The sequence below is a fragment of the Rhizobium sp. BK619 genome, from assembly GCF_014195245.1.
Lineage (GTDB): Bacteria > Pseudomonadota > Alphaproteobacteria > Rhizobiales > Rhizobiaceae > Rhizobium > Rhizobium acidisoli.
In genome coordinates this window covers 1-21,940 of sequence record NZ_JACIBH010000026.1, presented here as the reverse complement: position 1 = coordinate 21,940, position 21,940 = coordinate 1, and the positions used below count along the sequence as shown (strand labels likewise).

Sequence of the window (21,940 nt, the reverse complement as noted above, 5' to 3'; positions counted from 1 at the left end):
GGCAGCTAGATCCCATTCAATGGTACCTTTTCCCGGAGCAAAAAGTCGACCCTCGTCTTTCTCATTTAATGGAACCGTTCACGCTCCCGACCCGTTCTCCGAGTTAACGGGAGAATATGCATGTCGAAAACCCTTCTCTACGGCGCGACCAAAATCGACGAGACGAACAGCGCTTATGCACCGATCGAAAGCCTGGCGGCGTTCCAGTGGAAGAACCGCGTCTTCGTCGTTTTTGCCGACAGGGACAATGCCCGCGCCGCCCGCCAGGAGAATCAGCTTTTGGCCGATCGCTCAGCCCTCGCCGAGCGTGATGTGGTGGTGCTCAAGATTTCGGGCGCAGCTGTCCGGCCGCTCTTCGGTGCGGCGGACGGCCTTGACGGCGAGGCGATCCGCCGCGATATCGAAGCGGCAGAGATTGGGGAATTTGCCGCTTTCCTTGTCGGCAAGGACGGCACGGTGAAGCTCAAGGTTAGCGAGCCGATCACCGATGGCGAGCTTTTCGCTATCATCGACAGCATGCCGATGCGCGCTGCCGATGTGCTGAAGCCGGACAAATAGCCCCGGCCTGACGTCACTTTAATCCAGTATGAAAAGGGAGGCGGCCATGTCCGTGCCCAACGAACCCATTCCCGATCAGCCGCCGATGCCGGCACCCGGCTGGAAGCCGGTGCCGCCGATCACGGAGCCCGAGCCGGACAGGCTGCCTGACGAGGCGCCGGTTCCCAATCCAGATGAGAATGACGAGCCGGCAAGGCACGTTGGCTCTAGAGCGGTTCATTTCTTTTCGGAATCGGCGGATTCCCAAATCAGCAGATTTGTGATTCATGATGGATGCTGGAATGGAGGCCAGCATCCATGACGCGACCTTATTCGGATGATCTTCGTGAGCGCGTTGTTTCCGCGGTTGGTGCTGGTCAGAGTTGCCGGGTTGTGGCCGAGCGGTTCGATATCGCTGTTTCCTCTGTGGTGAAGTGGTCGCAGCGTTTTCGCGCGACGGGCAGTGTTTCGCCCGGCCAGATGGGCGGCCATCGCCGGCGTATTTTGGAGCCGTACCGAGCCTTCATCATCGAGCGGATTGAGGAGACGTCGCATCTGACGCTGCATCGGCTGCAGGACGAGCTGGCCGCATGCGGCGTGAGGGTGTCGCACAATGCCATCTGGCAATTCATGCGCCGCGAAGGCCTGAGCTTTAAAAAAAACGCTGTTCGCCCTTGAGCAGGGTCGCGCCGACATTGTCCGGCGCAGAGCACGCTGGAAGGCCTGGCAAGGCCGCTTCGATCCGCGTCGCCTGGTCTTCATAGATGAAACCTGGATCAGAACTAACATGGCGCCCCTGCGTGGCTGGGGGCCGAAAGGTAAGAGGCTGCGCGGCTTTGCACCGCACGGCCGCTGGCGCACCTTGACCTTCCTTGGCGCTTTGCGCTGCGATCGGCTCACCGCGCCCTGCGTCTTCGATGGTCCCATCAACGGCGAGTGCTTTAGCGCATATGTCAGCCAGCAATTGATCCCAACCCTCAAGCCCGGCGACATCGTCATTCTCGACAATCTCGGCTCTCACAAAGCCAAGGTCATTCGCGATGCCATCAAAGCGGCCGGCGCCAGGTTATGGTTCTTGCCGAAATACTCGCCCGACCTCAATCCGATTGAGCAGACATTCGCCAAGATCAAGCATTGGATGCGTTGGCCCAGAAGAGAACCACTGAGGACACCTGGCGCCATCTCGGATACCTCGTCGGCACCATTAAACCAGACGAATGCGCAAACTACTTCGAAAACGCAGGCTACGCTTCTGTCAAAACATGAAACGCTCTAAAGAAAGATCTGCCGCTCGGCGCCGATGAGTTCCTGCAGGAAATCGACAACGCTCCTGACGCGCACCAGGTCGCGCGCCGTTTCGTGATAGGTCGTCCAGTAGGCGCGCCGGATCGAAATAACAGGCAGGATGCGCTGGAGCTCCGGATATTGCCGGGCGATATAATCATGTAGAATACCGATGCCGGCGCCCGATCGCACCGCCTCGGTCTGCCCGATCGCCGTCGAAATCTCGAAGCTTGCATCCCAGCTTCGCATCACCTCGCCGGAGAAATTCAGCGACGCGGTAAAGATCAGGTCTTCGACATAGCCGATGCGTGGATGCGCCTTCAGCGCCTCGATATCGCTTGGCGTGCCCCGGGAGGCGAGATAGTCACGCGAGGCATAGAGGCCGAGCGTGTAGTCTGTGAGCTTGGAGGAGACGAGCCGGCCCTGTTCGGGCCGCTCCAGCGTAATGGCGATATCGGCCTCGCGCTGCGACAGCGAAAAAGAGCGCGGCACCGGGACGAGCTGGATCTTCAGTGCCGGATGACGCTCAATCAGGCGGCCCATGCGCGGCGCCAGAAAAGAAACGCCGAAGCCGTCAGGCGCGCCGACGCGTACCGTCCCGGCGATCGCCGTATCGGTGTGGCCGAGGCTCGCCTGTGCAGCGAGCATTTCCGTTTCCATCCGCTCTGCCGATGCCAGGAACACTTCGCCTTCCGCCGTCAGTTCGCAGCCATTGGTGCGGCGGATGAAAAGCCGCGTCTTCAGCGCCTCTTCCAGCGAGGTCAGCCGGCGCGAGAGCGTGGCGTGATTGAGCCCCAGCCGCTTCGAGGCGGCAAGGATCTGCCCGGTGCGGGCGACGGCAAGGAAAATCCGGACGTCGTCCCAGTTCATGGCTTGGCCCGCATTACGATCGGATCGACGTCGAGAAGCGTCAGCGATGTCACCATGCCGGCCGTCTCGGCCTTGTATTTGAGGAAATGCGGTGTCCGCAGATGAGCCTGGTATGCATCCTGGTCGGCATAGACCTCGAGAATACGGATCCGGTTCGGGTCGTCCCTGATGGAAACAGCACTGAGAGAAAGGACGCCTGCTTCCAACCTGACGGATGCCTCGATTTCCTCCGTGAGCAAGGCGCGATAGGCGTCAAGCATGTCCGGATCGATCTCCAGCTCCGCCATTCTAACGACGGGTTTGCGGCTCATCGGTTTGACCTCCCCTTGGGATTTGACTTGTCCGCCGGCCGTTCCAAGTTTGGGAGCAGCAGCAGCGCGATGCAAATGGCGGCGCTATAATTTACGCACAACGGTTACTTATATCAGCGCATTGATTTGTGCAAATTGAAGTGCGATTGTAGGCCATCCAAAAAACAGGAGGAGCATCCATGCGTGAGATCGGTCATTTCATCGGCGGCAAGCAGGTCGCCGGCACCAGCGGCCGCGTGAGCAATGTCTATAATCCGGCAACCGGCGAAGTGCAGGCGACGGTCGCGCTCGCAAGCGTCGAGGAACTGCGCGCCGCTGTCGAAAACGCCAAGGCTGCGCAGCCGAAATGGGCTGCCACCAATCCGCAGCGCCGCGCTCGCGTCTTCTTCAAATTCGTCGAACTCCTGAACAAGCACATGGATGAACTTGCCGAAATGCTCTCCAAGGAGCACGGCAAGACGATCGAAGACGCCAAGGGTGACGTCATCCGCGGCCTCGAGGTCTGCGAATTCGTCTGCGGCATCCCGCATCTCGCCAAGGGCGAGTTCACCGAGGGCGCGGGTCCTGCGATCGACATGTATTCGATCCGCCAGCCGGTCGGCATCGGCGCCGGCATTACCCCCTTCAATTTTCCCGGCATGATCCCGATGTGGATGTTTGCGCCGGCAATCGCCTGCGGCAACGCCTTCATTCTGAAGCCCTCCGAGCGCGATCCCTCCCTGCCGATCCGTCTTGCCGAACTGATGATCGAGGCCGGTCTTCCCGCCGGTATCCTCAATGTTGTCAACGGCGACAAGGGTGCCGTCGATGCGATCCTCACCGATCCCGATATCGGCGCGGTCTCCTTCGTCGGCTCTACGCCGATCGCCCGTTACGTCTATGGTACGGCGGCGATGAACGGCAAGCGTGCCCAGTGCTTCGGCGGCGCCAAGAACCACATGATCATCATGCCGGATGCCGATATGGATCAGGCCGTCAACGCGCTGATGGGTGCAGGCTACGGTTCGGCTGGCGAACGCTGCATGGCGATCTCGGTTGCCGTTCCGGTCGGCGAGGACACCGCCAACCGCCTCGTCGAAAAGCTGATCCCGAAGATCGAATCGCTGCGCATCGGCCCCTACACCGACGACCAGGCCGACATGGGCCCGCTGGTCACCAAGGACGCCTATACCCGCGTTCGCGGACTGATCGACCGCGGCGTCGAGGAAGGCGCCAAGCTGCTCGTCGACGGCCGCGACTTCAAGCTCCAGGGTTATGAAGACGGCTATTTCGTTGGCGGCTGCCTGTTCGATCACGTCACACCTGAGATGGATATCTACAAGACCGAAATCTTCGGACCTGTCCTCTCCGTCGTTCGCGCCCAGAATTACGAAGAGGCGCTGTCGCTGCCGATGAAGCACGAATACGGCAACGGCGTTGCGATCTACACCCGTGACGGCGATGCCGCCCGCGATTTCGCCTCGCGCATCAATATCGGCATGATCGGCATCAACGTTCCGATCCCGGTTCCGCTGGCCTACCACTCCTTCGGCGGCTGGAAAGCCTCGAGCTTCGGCGACCTCAACCAGCACGGCACGGATTCGATCAAGTTCTGGACGAAGACCAAGACCGTCACCGCTCGCTGGCCTTCCGGCATCAAGAGCGGCGCTGAATTCGTCATGCCGACGATGAAGTGATCTGACGATAGATCGATTTGCAATTCGGGGGCCTTATGGCCCCCGTTTTATTTGCCGTCTTGGAAACCGCCGCACCGCACACGCGCCAGGCCCGGGCATGGCATTATGGATTGCAACCAGAAGATTTCGGCGCAGGATTGACGTCGCGTCATTTGGCCTCATAAGCTGAATACGAATTTCATATTTTGGAATTGTTCAAAACTACCAAACCGCCTATATAGGTCTGAACAGGCACGAGTCAGGAGAATGGCATGCGGTTGACGAAGCAGACCAACTATGCGGTTCGCATGTTGATGTATTGTGCTGCCAACGACGGGCACTTGAGCCGAATTCCGGAAATTGCCAGGGCTTACGGCGTTTCCGAACTGTTTCTTTTCAAGATCCTCCAGCCGCTGAACAAGGCGGGCCTCGTCGAAACCGTGCGGGGTCGCAATGGCGGCGTGCGCCTGGGCAAGCCGGCCGCCGACATTACGCTGTTCGACGTCGTCAGGGTGACGGAAGACAGTTTCGCCATGGCCGAATGCTTCGAGGATGACGGCGTGGTCGAATGCCCGCTGGTTGACAGCTGCGGCCTGAATTCGGCGCTGCGCAAGGCGCTCAACGCCTTCTTCGCCGTACTGTCGGAATATTCCATCGACGACCTCGTCAAGGCGCGTCCACAGATCAATTTCCTTCTCGGAATCACCGGCGAGCAGCCATATCGCAAACCCGCGATTGTTGCGCCTGCCGCCTGAATTTAAAAGAGCAGAACGGAGTTTTGAAACCGCGGTGGCCCCGGCCATCGCGGTTTTTATTTTGCCCCGTCTTGCCGGCCCAGGCGAGAATAAACGCCTCAGGCCTGGCAGGCTTTTCTGACCGATCACGACACGCATAAGGGGCGCAATTATCCAAAATACGACGAAATCTCGGACGTTTTTATCCGAATCTGTCCAAATGAGGCCGATTTTTGATTGAAAATTTCTAAAATTGTCCAACTGGAAAAATTTTCTCCGTAGCCCGTTGCTTTCAGTAGATAAATGTCGTTCCATCGACCGTCGATCGGGATGCATATCTGCGGTCTCCAGACATCAAAAAAGAACAACCGGGAAACAATATTATGAAAAAGATCTCTGTCATGCTGGCAGCGACGGCTCTGATTTCGGTCATGGCGACGTCGGCCTGGTCCAAGACCCTTGTTTATTGCTCCGAGGGTTCGCCGGAAGGCTTCGACCCGAGCCTCTATACGGCTGGCACGACCTTCGACGCCTCGTCGCGTACGGTCTATAGCCGCCTGGTCGAATTCAAGCATGGCGGTACCGAGATCGAACCGGGCCTCGCCGATAGCTGGAGCGTTTCGGCCGACGGCACGGAATACACCTTCAAGCTTCATCCCGGCGTCAAGTATCAGACCACCGACTTCTTCACGCCGACGCGCGATTTCAACGCCGACGACGTCGTGTTCTCCTTCGAGCGCCAGCTCAAGGCCGACAATCCGTGGAACAAGTATGTCGAGGGCGGTTCTTATGAATACGCCGCCGGCATGGGCTTCCCGGATCTGATCAAGTCGATCGAGAAGGTCGACGACCTCACCGTCAAGTTCACGCTCAATCATCCCGAAGCGCCGTTCCTTGCCGACCTGGCGATGGACTTCGCCTCGATCGTTTCCAAGGAATATGCCGACAAGCTCGCCGCCGACGGCAAGATGGCGCAGCTCAACCAGCAGCCGCTTGGCACCGGCCCCTTCACCTTTGTCGCCTACCAGCCGGATGCCGTCATCCGCTACAAGGCCAACGAAACCTATTTCAAGGGCAAGGAAAAGATCGACGATCTGGTTTTCGCCATCACCTCTGACGCCGCCGTCCGCGCGCAGAAGCTGAAGGCCGGCGAATGCCACCTGATCCCTTATCCGAATGCGGCTGACGTTCCGGAGCTGAAGAAGGACGGCAATCTGACGGTGATGGAACAGGCCGGCCTGAATGTCGGCTTCCTCGCCTACAACACGCAGATGGCTCCGTTCGACAAGCCGGAAGTTCGCCGTGCGCTGAATATGGCGATCAACAAGCAGGCGATCATCGACGCCGTTTTCCAGGGTGCAGCGGCTGTTGCCAAGAACCCGATCCCGCCGACGATGTGGTCCTATAACGACGCCGTTCAGGACGACAAGTACGATCCGGATGCCGCCAAGAAGGCTCTCACTGACGCCGGCGTCAAGGATCTCAGCATGAAGGTCTGGGCGATGCCGGTGTCGCGTCCCTACATGCTGAACGCGCGCCGCGCCGCCGAACTGATCCAGGCCGATTTCGCCAAGGCCGGCGTCAAGGTCGAGATCGTTACCCATGAATGGGCCGAATATCTGAAGCTCTCCTCCGACGTGAAGCGCGACGGCGCCGTCATCCTCGGCTGGACCGGCGACAACGGCGACCCGGATAACTTCATGGATACGCTGCTTGGCTGCGATGCCGTCGGCGGCAACAACCGTGCTCAGTGGTGCAACAAAGAATATGACGACCTGATGACCAAGGCCAAGCTGACCGCCGATGTCGGCGAGCGCACCAAGGCCTATGAGCAGGCACAGCTGATCTTCAAGAAGGAAGCCCCCTGGGCGACCCTCGATCACTCGCTCGTCTTCGTTCCGATGAGCAAGAAGGTCTCCGGCTTCTTCATGGATCCGCTCGGCATTCACCGCTTCGACGGCGTCGACGTATCCGAATAACAAGAAAAATGTAAGAATGCCCGGCAGAGCTGGGCGCAGCCGGCGGTCAGGCACCCCCTGACCGCCGGAAACTATTGGACATCTGCCATGTTGCGTTTTTTCATCGGCCGCCTTGCGGTGCTGATCCCGACATTCCTCGGCGTTTCCCTCATTGCCTTCTCGTTCATCCGCATGCTGCCCGGCGATCCCGTCATGCTTTTATCGGGTGAGCGCGTCATGGCGCCGGAACGGCACGCCCAGATCATGCACGATCTCGGTTTCGACCGGCCCATGTATGTGCAGTATTTCGATTATCTCGGAAAAGTGCTGCACGGCGATCTCGGCACTTCGATCGTCACCAAGCGGCCGGTTCTCGGCGAATTTCTGACGCTGTTTCCGGCAACGCTCGAACTTTCCTTCTGTGCTATCATCCTCGCCGTCTGTCTTGGCGTGCCCGCCGGCATCTTTGCTGCCGTCAAGCGAGGCACCTGGTTCGATCAGAGCGTGATGGGTGTCGCCCTGATCGGCTATTCCATGCCGATCTTCTGGTGGGGCCTGCTGCTGATTATCTTCTTCTCCGGCTATCTCGGCTGGACGCCTGTTTCCGGCCGCATCTCGCTGATGTATTTCTTCAAGCCGGTCACCGGCTTCATGCTGATCGACAGTCTGCTGTCCGGCCAGAAGGGGGCATTCGCCTCGGCCGTCAGTTACCTCATTCTGCCGACCATCGTGCTGGCGACCATCCCGCTCGCCGTCATTGCGCGCCAGACGCGTTCGGCAATGCTCGAGGTGCTCGGCGAAGACTATGTCCGCACGGCCCGCTCGAAAGGCCTGAAGCCGCTTCGCATCGTCGGCGTGCACGCGTTGCGCAATGCGATGATCCCGGTCATCACCACAATCGGTCTGCAGATTGGCGTTCTTCTGGCCGGCGCCATCCTCACCGAGACGATCTTCTCCTGGCCGGGCATCGGCAAATGGATGGTCGACTCGGTCTTCAAGCGTGACTACGCCGTGGTCCAGGGCGGCCTTCTGCTGATCGCGGGCGTCATCATGCTGGTCAATCTGATTGTTGATGTCCTCTACGGCTTCATCAATCCGCGCATTCGTCACTAGGAGCGGTTCATGAGCACCGTCACCGTCAAAACCGGCCAGCCATCCGCTGTTGCGGAGTTCTGGCATTATTTCTCCCGCAACAAGGGCGCCGTCATCGGCCTCGTCGTCTTCGTCATTATCCTGGTCGTCGCAGTCTTCGCGCCGGTCTTTGCGCCGCATACGCCGAACGAGCAGAACCGCCAGGTGCTCTTGGCCGTGCCGGCCTGGATGGAAGGCGGCAGCATCTCGCTCCCGCTCGGAACCGATGCCGTCGGCCGCGATATCCTTTCGCGACTGATCTACGGCGCGCGCTTCTCGCTCTTCATCGGCGTCGTCGTCGTCACCCTTTCGGTCGTCTGCGGCGTTCTGATCGGTCTCGTCGCCGGCTATTTTCGCGGCAAGGTCGATACGGCGATCATGCGGCTGATGGATATCATCCTGGCCTTCCCGTCACTGCTGCTCGCCCTCGTGCTCGTGGCCGTGCTCGGCCCAGGCCTTACCAATGCGATGATCGCGATTTCGCTGGTCAACCAGCCGCATTTCGTGCGGCTGACGCGCGCCTCCGTCATCACGGAGCGCGAGAAGGAATATGTGATCGCCTCGCGTGTTGCCGGCGCCGGCACCTTCCGCCTGATGTTCAAGACCATCCTGCCGAACTGTCTTGGGCCGCTGATCGTCCAGGCGACGCTCGCCTTCTCCGCCGCGATCCTCGACGCCGCCGCCCTCGGCTTCCTTGGCATGGGCGCCCAGCCCCCGACACCCGAATGGGGCACGATGCTCGCCGAATCCCGCGAGTTCATCTCGCGCGCCTGGTGGGTCGTAACATTCCCGGGTCTTGCCATCCTCATCACCGTTCTCGCCATCAATCTGATGGGTGACGGCCTGCGCGATGCGCTTGACCCCAAGCTGAAGAGGTCGTGATGCCACTTCTCGAAATTGAAAATCTGACCGTCGAATTCCAGACCTCTTCAGGTCTCTTCCGCGCCGTCGACCGCGTATCGCTCGCCTGCGACAAGGGCGAGATCCTGTCGGTGGTCGGTGAATCCGGCTCAGGCAAATCCGTTGCCATGCTGGCGCTGATGGGGCTTCTGCCCTGGACGGCGAAGATCACTGCCGACCGAATGCAGTTCGACGGCCAGGATCTGCGGGGGATCTCCGGCCGTCAGCGCCGCAGGATCGTCGGCAAGGACATGGCGATGATCTTCCAGGAGCCGATGTCGAGCCTCAATCCGTGCTTTACCGTCGGTTTCCAGCTCGGTGAGACCCTGCGCGTCCATATGGGCCTCAACCGGAAGGAGCGCCGCGAACGTTCGATCGAGCTTCTGAACCTCGTCGGCATTCCGGCGCCGGAAGACCGCCTGTCGAACTTCCCGCATCAGATGTCTGGCGGCATGAGCCAGCGTGTCATGATCGCCATGGCGCTCGCCTGCAATCCGAAGCTTTTGATTGCCGATGAGCCGACGACCGCGCTCGACGTGACGATCCAGGCGCAGATCCTCGATCTGCTCGTGCGCCTGCAGAAAGAGCAGGGCATGGCGCTGGTGCTGATCACCCACGATATGGGTGTCGTCGCCGAAACCGCCGAGCGCGTGCAGGTGCAATATGCCGGCCAGAAGGTCGAGGAGCAGCCGGTAAAGGCGCTGTTCTGCGATCCGCACCACCCCTATACCGCAGCCCTTCTCGCCGCCCTGCCGGAACGCGCCCAGGTCGGCCAGCGTCTTCCCTCGATCGCCGGCGTCGTTCCCGGCCAGCACGGCCGCCCGACCGGCTGTCTTTTCGCGCCGCGCTGTGGCTACGCCACCGTCGAATGCGATCGCGGCGTCGTCCGCCAGGGGCCGGAGCTCGGGCTGGCTTTGTGCAATTATCCTTTGAAGGACGGCAAGCCGCTCGGGCATCCCGGCGTCATGGCCACTGAAACTGCAGGAGACCTGGTATGACAGGCGCTGTTCTCGAGGGCAGGGATCTCGCCCGCTTCTACACGGTCAACCGCGGTCTCTTCAAAGCCGATGCCACGGTCAAGGCGCTGAACGGCGTCAGCTTCAGCCTTCATTCCGGCAAGACGCTCGCCGTCGTCGGCGAATCCGGCTGCGGCAAGTCGACGCTCGCCCGCCTGGTCACCATGATCGAGAACCCGACAGCGGGAGAATTGCTGATCGACGGCAAGCCCGCCCGGGTCGGCGACCGCAGCCTGCGCAGCCAGGTGCAGATCGTCTTCCAGAATCCTTACGGCTCGCTCAACCCGCGCCAGAAGGTCGGCTCGATCCTGGAAGAGCCGCTGAAGATCAACACCGATCTCAACGCCGCCGCCCGCCGCCGCAAGGTGGAGGAGATGATGGCCCGCGTCGGCCTGCGTCCGGAACACCATGGCCGTTACCCTCATATGTTCTCGGGCGGCCAGCGCCAGCGCATCGCCATTGCCCGCGCTTTGATGCTGCGGCCGAAGGTGCTGGTGCTCGACGAGCCGGTTTCCGCGCTCGACCTGTCGATCCAGGCGCAGGTGCTGAACCTGTTGATGGATCTGCAGAAGGAGATGGGCCTTGCCTATCTCTTCATCTCGCACGGCCTCTCCGTCGTCCATCACATCGCCGACGAGGTGATGGTGATGTATCTCGGCCGCCCGGTGGAAACCGGTCCCGCCGCCGAGGTCTTCGCTAGGCCGCGCCATCCCTATACGGCAGCCTTGCTGTCGGCGACACCGATCGCCGATCCCGAGCGCGAGAAGAACCGCATCCGTCTGCAGGGCGAACTGCCGTCACCGCTGAAGCCGCCGTCCGGCTGCCATTTCAACCCGCGCTGCTGGAAGGCGCAGGACTATTGCCGCCAGGTTTCTCCCGAACTAAGGGGAGAGGGTGCACAACAATATGCCTGTCACTTCCCGCTCGATTGAGCGGGAAATGGGAATTCCAGGAAAAGTGTGAAGCGGTTTTCCGTCCGGAATGACTGACAGTTAGAAGCTTCAGGAGGAAACATGCCGGATCTGCGGACGAACAAGCCTCATGCGATCATCGTCATGGGTGTCAGCGGCTGCGGCAAATCCTCTGTCGGCGAAAAACTCGCGGAAGCCCTGTACCTGGCTTTCGTCGAAGGCGATGCACTGCATCCGGGCGCCAATGTCGAGAAGATGTCGAAGGGCATTGCGCTGACCGATGAGGACCGGATGCCCTGGCTCGACCGCATCGGCGACGACATCAAGGCTTCGCTTGAGAAAGGCGAGGGCATCATCGTCTCCTGCTCGGCGCTGAAGCGCATCTATCGCGATAGGCTGCGGGCTGTAGCTGGCGGCAATCTGTTCTTCGTCTATCTCGAAGGGTCGAAGGCGCTGCTGACGCGGCGCATGGGCGAACGCAAAGGGCATTTCATGCCGGTCTCGCTGCTCGAAAGCCAGTTGGCAACGCTGGAGGCGCCGACAGGCGAGCCGGGCGTCGTCACCGTCGATATCGACGACACGATCGACGGCATTGCGGCAACGGCCCTCAAGGGCCTCGTGACCCTCGGCGTTACGGCTTGAAACGCTGCGGCGAATAGGCCGTTATATCGATAAATGGCGTCTCGCTGGTGATAAGTTCGGCCAGCACCCGGCCGGTGACCGGCCCGAGCGTCAGCCCGTGATGGGCATGTCCGAAAGCGAACCACAGGCCCTGATGGCGCGGCGCCTTGCCGATGATCGGCATCATGTCCGGCGTGCAGGGGCGGGCGCCCATCCAGGGTTCGGGATCGAGCCTGTCGCCGAGCGGGAAGATCGTGCGGGCAACCGCCTCGGCCCGGTCGAGCTGGACCGGTGTCTTTGGCGCATCAAGCGTTGCGAACTCCGCGCCGGTCGTCAGGCGGATGCCGAGGCGCATCGGCGCAAGGAGATAGCCACGTTCGGCATCGAGCATCCAGTTGTTGAGCACCGCATTACCCTTGGCGGCATAATGCATGTGATAGCCGCGCTTGACGCCGAGCGGAAAGGAATAGCCGAGGCGGCGCGTTGCAAGCGCCGCCCAGGGGCCGAGCGCGATCACCGCATCGTCGGCTTCGAGCGGGCCTTCCCCGGTCATGATCTTCCAGCCGGAGCCGAACTGGCCAAGCGAGGCGGCGTCGCCTGCGACGAACCTTCCGCCGAGGCTTTCGAAATAGCTGCGATAGGCCGATGTCAGCGCACGCGGATCGAGCACCGACCAGGGATCACGCCACCGGATGCCGCCGGCGAAAGCGCCTGTCATGTCAGGTTCCATGCGGGCGATATCGGCCGAGGTCAGGCTATCATATTCGACCCCGAATTCACTCCGCCATAATGCAGCCTCCGCAAGAGCCTGATCGCGCTTGGCGTCTGTGCGGAAAATCTTCATCCAGCCGTCCTTGCGGATTAGCGTTTCGGCATGCGAGGCCTCGATGAGATCCGTGTGCTCGGCAATCGAATGTTCGATCAGCGGCGCATAGGCCCGGGTGATGATCGCGTGGCGCCGGGCGTTCGAATTCCACCAGTAGCGGGCGAGAAAGGCAAGCTGGCTCGGCAGCGTTCGCAGATGGTAATGCGCATCGATGCGGTTGTTCAGCGCATAACGCAGCAACAGGCCGAGCTGCTGGGGAAAACCGTAGGGCGCAACACCTTCGCGCTGGATCAGGCCGGCATTGCCGAAGGATGTCTCGTTGCCCGGATCCTTGCGGTCGATCAGCGTCACCTGCCGGCCGCGCCGTTGAAGATGGATAGCCGTCGACACGCCGACGATGCCGGCGCCGAGCACGATTGCGTTTTTCGTCATTCCGCTGCATTCCGCTTTGTTGTCGCAGTGAAAATGCCCCTGCCGATACCGCGGGGCAAACGAAAAATCGCCTTCATTTCAAAATCATTGCGCTTTTCAGTGCCTCATTTTCGGCCTTCATGCGGACATAGAGGACGCAGGCGTTGAGAAGCGAAAAGCCGATCGCGAAAAAGGGGAGACCGAAGGCCAGAGGAAGGGCGGCGATCTCGCCGACGACGATCGCGTAGTTTGGATGCCGCAGGAACCGATAGGGGCCGGATGTGACGAGCGGCGCGCCGGGCAGGATGATGATGCGCGTCGTCCAGCGGTCTTTCAGTGTCGCCAGAACCCAAAGCCGCAGCGCCTGCAGCCCCATGAAGACGGCAAACCAGAAGAGCTCGACCGGCCTGCCGGGTGCCAGCAGCCAGAGGCCGATGATCCAGCCGGTGTGCAGCGCCACCATGGCCGGATAGTGTTCCGGCGCTAGTTCCCTCGCGCCTCTGGCGAGAAGGGCGGCGGTGTTGCGTCGGGCAAGCACGAGTTCGCCAAGCCGCTGCAGTGTCACGAAGCAAAGGAGCGCGATCGACGGCCAGATCATGCCACCCTCCGGAGCGTCACGCAGCTCGCCGAAAAGCCCGGCCCCATGGCGATCATCGCGGATCGCTCCGGCAATCCGGCGCGGATCGCCCGCTCCAGCACGAACAGAATGGTCGGCGAGGACATATTGCCATAGTCGGCAAGCACGCCGCGCTCGTGATCGAGCGTGCCCGGCGTCAGCGAAAGCGCGCTCTCCATCGCGGCCAGGACTTTGGTGCCGCCGGGATGGCAGATGAAGCGATCGATATCTGCAGGTGTCAGTCCGTTTCGCGCCAGAATGGCGGTCACTGCCGGGCCGAGCTCCTTTTCGGCAAAGGGCGGCAGGGATTGCGCCAGCACGATACCGAAACCGACGTCGTCGATCTTCCATCCCATGATGTCGAGGGTGTCGGGAAAGAGATGGTCGCCGGTCGATTCCACCTCCGCCAGCCCGCCTTTGCCGGATCGCAGCACGCAGGCGGCGGCACCGTCGCCGAAAAGCGCCGTCGCAATGATGTTCGGCCGCGTCAGCTCGTCAAGCCGGAAGGCAAGCGTGCAGAGCTCGATCGAGACGAAGAGCACGACGGCCCCCGGCCGGCTTCTTGCCAGCCGCGAGGCGATCGCAAAGCCCGACACCCCGGCTGCACAGCCGAGCCCGAACACCGGCACGCGCTCGATATCGGCCCTGAAGCCCATCCGGCGCGCCATCTGCGCATCGAGGCTCGGCGTCGTAAAACCGGTCGACGAGACCGTCACGACACAGTCGACATCGCCGGCTTCAAGCCCCGCCCGGGAAAGGGCTGAGCTGGCGGCTTCGACAAAGAGCTCAGCTGCCACCTCCGCATAGGCCTGCATCCGGTCTTGCCAGCCATGCGGCTCGTCGAACCAGGCAAGCGGCCGTGCCGCATGGCGCTTTTGAATGCCGGCACTGTCGAAGACGCGGGCAAGATGGCGGAAATCCTCGAAACGATCGGCAAACAGCCGGCCGGAGGCTTCGACCGCTTCTTTCTGGAAAATGACATGTTCAGGGGCGGCGACGGCGAGGCTGACGAGTTTTACGGTATCGGTCACTAAAATCTCCTTGTCGTTCCCGGCGTAACGCTGAGAACACCCGGTTTCGACGATCTATTCGGCCGCGGTGTCTTCACGAAGCCGTGATTGAGAAAATAGGAAGGCTGCCGAATAAAGCGCGGGGCAGCGGTGTTTTCTCCTCGCAACGTCACTTTCGAGGAGTTTTCCGATGACGATCATGACAGTCCGTATTGCTTCCCTCTTTCTCGGCGGCTGCCTTGCCGCTTCCGTTTTCTCCGGCCCGGTCTTTGCAGCCGGCAATGACAGCAGCACGATGCCGACCTGCAAGAAGGGTGAGATCTACGACCAGAAGACCAAGAAATGCGTCAAGCAGCAGAGCGCCAACGTCTCGGACGAGAACCGCACCGACTACGCCTATTCGCTGGCCAAGACCGGCCGCTATGAAGAGGCGCTTGCCGTGCTCGACACGGTCAAGGACCAGAATACCGCCGAGGTGCTGAACTATCGCGGCTATGCCACCCGCAAGCTCGGCCGCACCGACGAGGGCATCTCCTATTACCTCAAGTCGGTGAAGATGGACCCGCAATACGCCAAGGTCCGCGAATATCTCGGAGAAGCCTATGTCATCAAGGGTCAGCTCGACCTCGCCAAGGATCAGTTGAGCACCATCAAGGCGATCTGCGGCACCTCTTGTGAGGAATATCAGGATCTGAACGCCGCCATCATCGACCCGTCGAAGATCTGATTGGTAAGCATCGGCGGGAAACGGAACAGAGAAAGGCATGTGAGAATGTCTGTCGCGCCTACCTCATTTCCTGCCTATAGTCGCGCGAGAATGGAATCGCCGGTTCGTCCGGCGGTTCCGAAAAATGCAGGATCGGCGGAGGCGGTCATCGCCAGCGAAGCGGATATCAGGAGCGGCCTGACGGAAAATCTGGCAAGGCTCTGGCGTTATGGTCTTGTTCTCTCGCATCAGCGTGATGTCGCCGACGATCTGGTGCAGGCGACCTGTGTTCGCGCCCTGGAGCGCGCTGATCAGTTCATTCCCGGCACCCGGCTTGACCGCTGGCTGTTTTCGATCCTCCATTCGATCTGGCTGAACGAGATCCGTTCCCGCCGGGTGCGCCAGGGCCAGGGTTTCGTCGATGCCCGGGAGACGCTGACCTTCGACGGCGCACATGCCACCGAAACGCAGGTGATGGCCGGTCAGGTGCTGAAACGGGTCAATGCGCTGCCCGAAGCACAGAGAACGGTGGTTTTCCTTGCCTATGTCGAAGGGCTTTCCTATCGCGAGGTGGCAAGCATATTGGATATTCCGATCGGAACCGTGATGAGCCGGCTGGCGGCTGCCCGCGCCAGGCTCTCCGGCGACGAGCGGGAAGGGGGACGGCAATGAACACGAAGCAAATCATTCCCTCCGACGAGGATCTGACCGCCTTCATCGACGGCGAATTGACGGCCGAAGAAGCCGCGCGCATCGAAAGTCTGGTGAACGAAGACGAGAGCGTCGCCGAGCGGCTGGAATTCCTGGCCCGCGCCAGCCTGCCCTTCGAGCAGGCCTTTGCGCCGCTGCTGTCTCAGGCTCCCTGCCAGAAACTGCAAACGATGCTCGCCGCCATCCCCATGCCTGAGAGCGCCAAATCCGGCGTCACGCCTGTATTCGCCAGCCGCCGCCGCTTCCTCGGCTTGCTCGCCGCCTCGCTTGTCGCCGGCATCGCGATCGACCGCGCCGTCCTCGGCATCGGCAAAGGCTTTTCGGCGAAGGACGAAAACAGCGAGTGGCGCGCCGTGGTCGCCGACTATATCTCGCTCTATACGCCGGAGACTCTCGCCGGCCCCGTGCCCGAGACAGACGTCCAGGCCGCCCAACTCGCAGGCCTCGACGAAAAGCTCGGCCTATCGCTCTCCCCCGAAGCAGTCTCGCTCCCGGGCATCGATTTCAAACGCGCTCTGCTGCTGCAATATGATGGCAAACCGCTGGCCCAGATCGCCTATCTCGACCCCGAAACCGGCCCGATGGCGCTCTGCATCGTCAAGTCTGACGCGGGACGGAAGGCGCCGGACCTCGAATACCGCAAGGGGATGAATGTCGTCTATTGGTCGAACGCGACGCACGCCTTCATGCTGATCAGCCACGCGCCGGCGGAGCGGATGTCGGCGATTGCGAGTGAGGTGCGGGGGAGAGGCTGGCAGCGTGAGGACCATGCGAAATAATCGACCACTGCCATTTTTGTCAAACCAGGACGGCGTTGATCGTATCTTCTATGAGGCCGGTTTGACCTTCTGAGGATGGGTACGAACGAGCTGTTCAAACGTCGAAATGGGTGCGAGATATTGGCCGCTATCGACAAGACTGCTGCCCAGCGGGGCGGATGTTCGGCTTCATGTTCCGTCGCCAGCCGAACCAAGCGGGCACGCACTTCAGGGAGAATTTTATCCGTCGTCTTGCTTGAAATAGATCCCACCTTTCACGAGTTAGGTCTCCGGAAAAGCCGGGACGGTTCTGCCGTCATTCTGAGCCTAGCTTTCTTCGAAGATATCGTTTAGGTGCCATGCAAGGTGTGGTGGCAAAGAATTATGAGGATGACATGGTGGCCCGAAAGATAGCTGTCATCGGTCTCGGATATGTCGGCTTGCCGGTCGCAGTGGCTTTGGCGGAAAAGTTTCCGTTGGTGGTGGGATTCGACGTCAAAAGATCCCGTATTGAGGCCCTGAGAGCTGGCAAGGACGTGACCGGCGAGGTCGACGGAAAGGTACTGAATAGTTCGTCTCTTAAGATGACCTGTGATATTGCCGATGTAAAGGAGTGCAACTTTTATATCGTGGCAGTTCCCACACCTATCGATAACAACCGGCAGCCGGATCTCACGCCACTCATTGCAGCGTCCCGCACGGTGGGTTCGTTGCTCAAGGTCGGCGATATCGTCGTTTTCGAATCGACGGTATTCCCTGGCGCTACCGAGGATATATGCGGGCCGATTCTTGCCGAAGTCTCGGGGCTTCGCCAAGGCATGGACTTCAACCTGGGCTATTCGCCGGAGCGCATCAATCCGGGTGACAAAAGGCACACGCTCAAGACGATCACGAAGGTGGTGTCGGGAGATACGGCGGAGAGCTTGGACGAGATTGCCGCCGTGTATGAAGCCGTTGTGGACGCCGGTGTCTACAGGACATCATCCATCAAAGTGGCGGAAGCGGCAAAGGTTATTGAAAATACCCAGCGCGACTTGAATATCGCTCTCATGAATGAGCTTGCGATCATTTTCGAGCGAATGAATATTCGAACCAATGAGGTCCTGGCTGCCGCCGGTACCAAATGGAATTTTCTTCCGTTCAGCCCCGGTCTTGTCGGCGGACACTGTATTGGGGTTGATCCATACTACCTGACCGCAAAGGCTGAATCGCTGGGATACCATCCGCAAGTCATCCTTTCCGGGCGACGTATCAACGATGGCATGGGCGCCTTTGTAGCCCAGAAGATGATTAAGATGCTGGTTGGCGCAAAGCGTCCGCTAAATGATGCGCGGATTGGCATTCTCGGACTGACGTTCAAGGAAAATATTCCCGATCTGAGGAATAGTCGCGTCCCGGATATCATCAAGGAACTACGACAGTTCGGAATCGAGCCTATAGTACATGACCCGTTGGCTTCAGCTGAAGAGGCTTACGAGGAGTATAATGTGGTGCTGCGGCCTCTCAAGGAGTTCAATCGACTGGATGGGTTGATCCTCGCGGTTCCACATGAGAGTTACGTAAGTGAATTCAATTCGCACATTACCAAGGTTATCGAAGGCGGTGTTATCATCGACGTCAAATCTGTCCTCGACAAAGACGCTCTCGATGCCTCGAAGCGCCTGAACTGGAGCCTCTAATGAGCAGGGTTCTTGTAACGGGAGCCGCAGGTTTTATCGGTTTTCATACCGCGTGTCGTCTGCTTGAGCGAGGTGAAACTGTCGTCGGCTACGATATAGTCAATGATTATTACGACCCAACACTCAAGTACGCGCGGCTAGCGGAACTTGGGAAATTCAAGAATTTCACATTCATCCGTGGTGATATCTCGAACAAAGCAGCTATGGAAAAGGTCTGGGCGGAGCACGGTCCGTTCAGGCGCGTTGTTCACCTCGCCGCGCAAGCCGGAGTCCGCTATTCTCTCGAGAACCCGTACAGCTACATCACGAGCAACTGCCTGGGGCATATCACTGTACTCGAAATGTGCCGGCACACGGAGGGCTTCGAGCATCTCGTCTATGCGAGCTCGAGTTCCGTATATGGCGGCAATACCGAATTGCCATATTCAATCCAGCATGACGTCAACCGCCCGATCTCGCTCTACGCTGCGACCAAGCGCTCGGATGAACTGATGAGCTACTGCTACAGTCATTTGTTCGGTTTAAAGCAGACCGGTTTGCGTTTTTTCACCGTCTATGGCCCGTGGGGTCGACCTGACATGGCGCTCTTTATTTTTACAAAGGCAATTGCTGAGGGTGAAAAGCTGCCCGTTTTTAACGACGGTCAGATGAAACGCGATTTCACGTTTATCGATGACATTGTCACCGGCATTCTAGCCTGCTTGGACAATCCTCCGGAGCCTGGAAAGTGTGAGCCTCCTGCACGGGTGTTCAACATTGGCAACACGCGGAGTGAAAGCCTTATGGATTTCATTGCGATCATTGAACAAGAAATGGGGCGGAAGGCCGACATCGAATACCTTCCGATGCAGCCCGGCGATGTTGAAGCCACTTACGCTGACGTAACCGAGACAACCGAGGCTGTCGGATATAGGCCGACGACCACTATAAACGAGGGCATCCCAAAGTTCGTTTCGTGGTTCAAGAAATACTACAATATCAACTGAGCATCTGGCGCCGGCGGTCAGTCGAGGATGTCATTGGAATTATAGCTGTCGCCCGGCTTGAGGGTCGGCAGATGCGGGCTGACTTCGGCGCTGAATCACTCGACGTCTCCAAAGCCTTCTAAGCCGTCAGTGTTGCCAGGCGAACCGGGTAGACAACTTTGACGAAACCTTTAAAAGTAGAAGGCGATAGGGTCCGGCGTTGAAGGGAACACGCTGATTCATACTACATGGAGTTTGCAAGCTTGAACACTACAGGAACGGACACCGTTGACAGTAGCGGCATTCCCGGCAATGGGGTAGATGTGTTAGATGTCGTTCTCATTCTCGCGAAATCAATTCGCGTTATGATTGCGGTTCCCCTGTTAGGCTTTTCCATCGTACTGGCCCTTTTTTTCCTGCAGCCCGCACGTTTTGAATCCGAAGCTTTGGTTCGCATGCCTGTCGAAAGGACCTTGCTGCTCCAGTCAGCCAGCTTTCTCGACGACGCAGTAAAGACCAATCAGTGGCTCTTGGCGCAATACGACAAACAATATAAAGCGAGAGAGAAGTTCAGAAAATCTTTGAGGGTCGTCAATATTTCAGGAACGGACATATACCGGCTGCAGTATATGGCCGACACCGCCGCTCATGCAGAACAGGCATTGTCATCAATTTTAGAACAGCTCCTGGTTGCATCAAGGCCGTCGCCGGATAGACAGGAGGAACTCAAGGAAAAGTTGCAATCGCAAATCAACATTCAGCAGACCCTGCAAAAAGTGCTGGAGCGGTTGAGTGGTTCAATCCCAGTGCAAGAAAATTCGCCTACCGATGTCTCGGGGCAGGCTGTGGTTGCCATTGCAGATGCACTAGAAAAATTCAATCAAGCCATTTTAGCCACAGAGACGTCTATGAAAGGAAGCGTGTCGACTTCGGACATACTACAGGCGCCCACTCGCCCAGATGAACCTTTCCCAAAAGGCAGTCTTGCGAAAGCAATCGGCGTGGCTGCGGTTTTGTTTTTGATCATGCTGATGTGGGCGTTCGTCCGTGAAGCCTTTCAGAGAGCCGCGCTGGATAAGGGCGGCCTTAAGAAAATTGAACGCATTAACAGGCTGCTGAAAAACCCTCTGGCTTTTAGGCTGGACAAATGATTCCATCTATCAAGTGATGTTGAGGGAATTTTGATGCGCGGCGGGGAAACCGCCGAGGCTCTAATCGCAGCTGGATGAAAGTTCAGTGGCAGGTCACATCGCCTGACCAAGGTGAAGCACCCCTGGACCAACGGACAGGTCGAACGGATGAACCGAACGATCAAGGAGGCGACCGTCAAGCGCTTCCACTACGACGATCATGCGCAATCGGAAAAACATCTGGCCGACTTTATCGACGCCTACAATTTCGGGCGCCGGCTCAAGACGCTAAAGGGCCTCACCCCTTACGAGTTCATCTGCAAACGATGGACTTTGGAGCCAGATCGATTCATCATCGATCCCATCCATCAAATGCCGGGACTAAACACCTAGAGCGGGATGATTTTACGTCCGTTTGTGTTTCGGCGTGCAAATTTGACCCCTTGGCGGGGGTAATTGGCGTCCAATTTTGGCTCTGACGCAGATTTGGTGCATCACTCTCATGTCGCACCGATAAGCCGGGCTTGAAGAAGATCGAGCTTTCCGCGTCCGTACATTTGGCGTTTTACCAGCTTGAGCTTGGTGATCTGCCCTTCGGTCTGCCCATTGACCATGGTGAGACGATCGCTGCTCGAACCGCCTGAATGTCTTTCGCAACGCCATTGCTAAAGGAGGCGACCAGACTGTCTCGGGCGCGGTCGATCCACGGCATGAGCTGGCTTTCCATTTTGCGCCGAACCATCACATGGAAGTCGGTAATGATATCGCGAGCCGCAATGAGCAACGGAACACCGCTTTCGATCGCGGCAATGGTGACGGTTTCGGATTTCGTCAGGTTGTCTCTGTTGGTTGTTAAGAGGCGCGCGATCGTCCTGGCGGAGGGAGTGCGGGTCAACGATTCCGCATCCGCCTTGTCGGCCCGCTTCCGCCGTGTGGCCCATTCACTCACGACCCGGCGCGAACCGCGAAAGCCTTGTGTTCTCAAACGCCGCCATAGTTCAGTGCCGTCCCGCTTGCCGGCAGCCCATTGTGCGTCGAGCCATTCCAGATACATTTCCAACGAACTTTCTCGGGACCGAAAAACATCGTTTCGTTGCCCTCTGAGTGTTGATTTCCACTGAGAGCTGACCCGGCGTTTCCACCGAGAATTGACCCGCCTTTAGGTATTGTTCGTGTTGTTGGTCGGGGTCAAGTTCCTGC

Annotated in this window: 20 protein-coding genes and 4 pseudogenes; 17 read left to right on the top strand and 7 right to left on the bottom strand. The window is 59.2% G+C overall.

Annotated elements, in window-relative coordinates; translation table 11 throughout:
* The first annotated feature begins 120 nt into the window (after positions 1 to 120).
* The gene (locus tag FHX14_RS32255; protein WP_184381152.1) at positions 121 to 558 is read left to right on the top strand and encodes a DUF4174 domain-containing protein; all 438 of its coding nucleotides are present in this window, start codon (positions 121 to 123) and stop codon (positions 556 to 558) included.
* 297 nt (positions 559 to 855) lie between these two features.
* Positions 856 to 1,803: pseudogene (locus FHX14_RS32250) on the top strand (IS630 family transposase).
* Positions 1,804 to 1,809: 6 nt separating this feature from the next.
* Here the strand turns inward: FHX14_RS32250 and FHX14_RS32245 are convergent.
* The gene (locus tag FHX14_RS32245) at positions 1,810 to 2,691 is read right to left on the bottom strand and encodes a LysR family transcriptional regulator (protein ID WP_184381150.1); all 882 of its coding nucleotides are present in this window, start codon (positions 2,689 to 2,691) and stop codon (positions 1,810 to 1,812) included.
* Positions 2,688 to 3,002, bottom strand: a complete 315-nt coding sequence (locus FHX14_RS32240) for a putative quinol monooxygenase (RefSeq protein WP_184381148.1) — start codon at positions 3,000 to 3,002, stop codon at positions 2,688 to 2,690. The genes FHX14_RS32245 and FHX14_RS32240 overlap by 4 nt, the downstream gene beginning before the upstream one ends.
* A 179-nt stretch (positions 3,003 to 3,181) precedes the next feature.
* Between FHX14_RS32240 and FHX14_RS32235 the strand changes: the two genes are divergently transcribed.
* The 8 genes from FHX14_RS32235 (at position 3,182) to FHX14_RS32200 (ending at position 11,949) form a co-directional block, all read left to right on the top strand.
* Positions 3,182 to 4,678 (top strand): CoA-acylating methylmalonate-semialdehyde dehydrogenase, encoded by a 1,497-nt coding sequence (locus tag FHX14_RS32235; protein ID WP_012556645.1) that lies wholly within the window; start codon positions 3,182 to 3,184, stop codon positions 4,676 to 4,678.
* Positions 4,679 to 4,929: 251 nt separating this feature from the next.
* The gene (gene rirA, locus FHX14_RS32230; protein ID WP_003588420.1) at positions 4,930 to 5,412 is read left to right on the top strand and encodes an iron-responsive transcriptional regulator RirA; all 483 of its coding nucleotides are present in this window, start codon (positions 4,930 to 4,932) and stop codon (positions 5,410 to 5,412) included.
* A 362-nt stretch (positions 5,413 to 5,774) separates the two neighbouring features.
* Positions 5,775 to 7,370 carry an ABC transporter substrate-binding protein gene (locus FHX14_RS32225; RefSeq protein WP_184381146.1) on the top strand — a complete coding sequence of 532 codons (1,596 nt, stop codon included), beginning with the start codon at positions 5,775 to 5,777 and terminating at the stop codon, positions 7,368 to 7,370.
* A gap of 87 nt (positions 7,371 to 7,457) precedes the next feature.
* Positions 7,458 to 8,462: an ABC transporter permease subunit gene (locus FHX14_RS32220; RefSeq protein WP_184381144.1), complete on the top strand. Its 1,005-nt coding sequence runs from the start codon at positions 7,458 to 7,460 to the stop codon at positions 8,460 to 8,462.
* Between the two features lie 9 nt (positions 8,463 to 8,471).
* Positions 8,472 to 9,362 (top strand): ABC transporter permease subunit, encoded by an 891-nt coding sequence (locus FHX14_RS32215; protein ID WP_184381142.1) that lies wholly within the window; start codon positions 8,472 to 8,474, stop codon positions 9,360 to 9,362.
* Positions 9,362 to 10,378, top strand: coding sequence for an ABC transporter ATP-binding protein (locus tag FHX14_RS32210; RefSeq protein WP_184381140.1), 1,017 nt, complete (start codon positions 9,362 to 9,364; stop codon positions 10,376 to 10,378). Before FHX14_RS32215 ends, FHX14_RS32210 begins: the two co-directional genes overlap by 1 nt.
* The gene (locus FHX14_RS32205) at positions 10,375 to 11,328 is read left to right on the top strand and encodes a peptide ABC transporter ATP-binding protein (protein WP_003588411.1); all 954 of its coding nucleotides are present in this window, start codon (positions 10,375 to 10,377) and stop codon (positions 11,326 to 11,328) included. The genes FHX14_RS32210 and FHX14_RS32205 overlap by 4 nt, the downstream gene beginning before the upstream one ends.
* Positions 11,329 to 11,409: 81 nt before the next feature.
* The gene (locus FHX14_RS32200) at positions 11,410 to 11,949 is read left to right on the top strand and encodes a gluconokinase (protein ID WP_184381138.1); all 540 of its coding nucleotides are present in this window, start codon (positions 11,410 to 11,412) and stop codon (positions 11,947 to 11,949) included.
* On the opposite strand, the gene FHX14_RS32195 is transcribed toward FHX14_RS32200, so the two are convergent.
* The 3 genes from FHX14_RS32195 to FHX14_RS32185 all read right to left on the bottom strand — a co-directional run bounded on the left by FHX14_RS32195 (position 11,939) and on the right by FHX14_RS32185 (position 14,812).
* The gene (locus FHX14_RS32195) at positions 11,939 to 13,186 is read right to left on the bottom strand and encodes an FAD-binding oxidoreductase (RefSeq protein ID WP_184381136.1); all 1,248 of its coding nucleotides are present in this window, start codon (positions 13,184 to 13,186) and stop codon (positions 11,939 to 11,941) included. The genes FHX14_RS32200 and FHX14_RS32195 overlap by 11 nt on opposite strands.
* A gap of 73 nt (positions 13,187 to 13,259) precedes the next feature.
* A complete protein-coding gene (locus FHX14_RS32190; RefSeq protein ID WP_184381134.1) occupies positions 13,260 to 13,763 on the bottom strand; it encodes an isoprenylcysteine carboxylmethyltransferase family protein in 504 nt (167 codons plus the stop codon).
* A complete protein-coding gene (locus tag FHX14_RS32185) occupies positions 13,760 to 14,812 on the bottom strand; it encodes a type III polyketide synthase (protein WP_184381132.1) in 1,053 nt (350 codons plus the stop codon). Before FHX14_RS32185 ends, FHX14_RS32190 begins: the two co-directional genes overlap by 4 nt.
* Before the next feature lie 169 nt (positions 14,813 to 14,981).
* Between FHX14_RS32185 and FHX14_RS32180 the strand changes: the two genes are divergently transcribed.
* From FHX14_RS32180 to FHX14_RS32170, 3 genes are read left to right on the top strand one after another with little or no spacing between them, the layout of a single operon-like run.
* Entirely contained in the window at positions 14,982 to 15,518 is a 537-nt protein-coding gene (locus FHX14_RS32180; RefSeq protein ID WP_184381131.1) for a tetratricopeptide repeat protein, read from the top strand.
* Positions 15,519 to 15,563: 45 nt separating this feature from the next.
* Complete coding sequence (locus FHX14_RS32175) at positions 15,564 to 16,169, top strand: RNA polymerase sigma factor (protein ID WP_184381129.1); 606 nt, start codon at positions 15,564 to 15,566, stop codon at positions 16,167 to 16,169.
* On the top strand, positions 16,166 to 16,987 hold the full coding sequence (locus FHX14_RS32170; RefSeq protein WP_184381127.1) for an anti-sigma factor: 822 nt from the start codon (positions 16,166 to 16,168) through the stop codon (positions 16,985 to 16,987). The genes FHX14_RS32175 and FHX14_RS32170 overlap by 4 nt, the downstream gene beginning before the upstream one ends.
* 116 nt (positions 16,988 to 17,103) lie before the next feature.
* Here the strand turns inward: FHX14_RS32170 and FHX14_RS33510 are convergent.
* Positions 17,104 to 17,229: pseudogene (locus tag FHX14_RS33510) on the bottom strand (IS3 family transposase); the annotation flags it as partial.
* A 132-nt stretch (positions 17,230 to 17,361) separates the two neighbouring features.
* Here FHX14_RS33510 and FHX14_RS32165 point away from each other — a divergent pair.
* The 4 genes and pseudogenes from FHX14_RS32165 to FHX14_RS32150 form a co-directional block, all read left to right on the top strand.
* Positions 17,362 to 18,645: a nucleotide sugar dehydrogenase gene (locus FHX14_RS32165; protein WP_184381158.1), complete on the top strand. Its 1,284-nt coding sequence runs from the start codon at positions 17,362 to 17,364 to the stop codon at positions 18,643 to 18,645.
* Positions 18,645 to 19,631 carry an NAD-dependent epimerase/dehydratase family protein gene (locus FHX14_RS32160; protein ID WP_184381125.1) on the top strand — a complete coding sequence of 329 codons (987 nt, stop codon included), beginning with the start codon at positions 18,645 to 18,647 and terminating at the stop codon, positions 19,629 to 19,631. The genes FHX14_RS32165 and FHX14_RS32160 overlap by 1 nt, the downstream gene beginning before the upstream one ends.
* Positions 19,632 to 19,873: 242 nt before the next feature.
* Complete coding sequence (locus tag FHX14_RS32155) at positions 19,874 to 20,761, top strand: hypothetical protein (RefSeq protein WP_184381123.1); 888 nt, start codon at positions 19,874 to 19,876, stop codon at positions 20,759 to 20,761.
* Positions 20,762 to 20,857: 96 nt separating this feature from the next.
* Positions 20,858 to 21,133: pseudogene (locus tag FHX14_RS32150) on the top strand (integrase core domain-containing protein); the annotation flags it as partial.
* A 107-nt stretch (positions 21,134 to 21,240) separates the two neighbouring features.
* Here FHX14_RS32150 and FHX14_RS32145 read toward each other — a convergent pair.
* Positions 21,241 to 21,854, bottom strand: a pseudogene (locus tag FHX14_RS32145) (transposase); the annotation flags it as partial.
* Positions 21,855 to 21,940 lie beyond the last annotated feature (86 nt).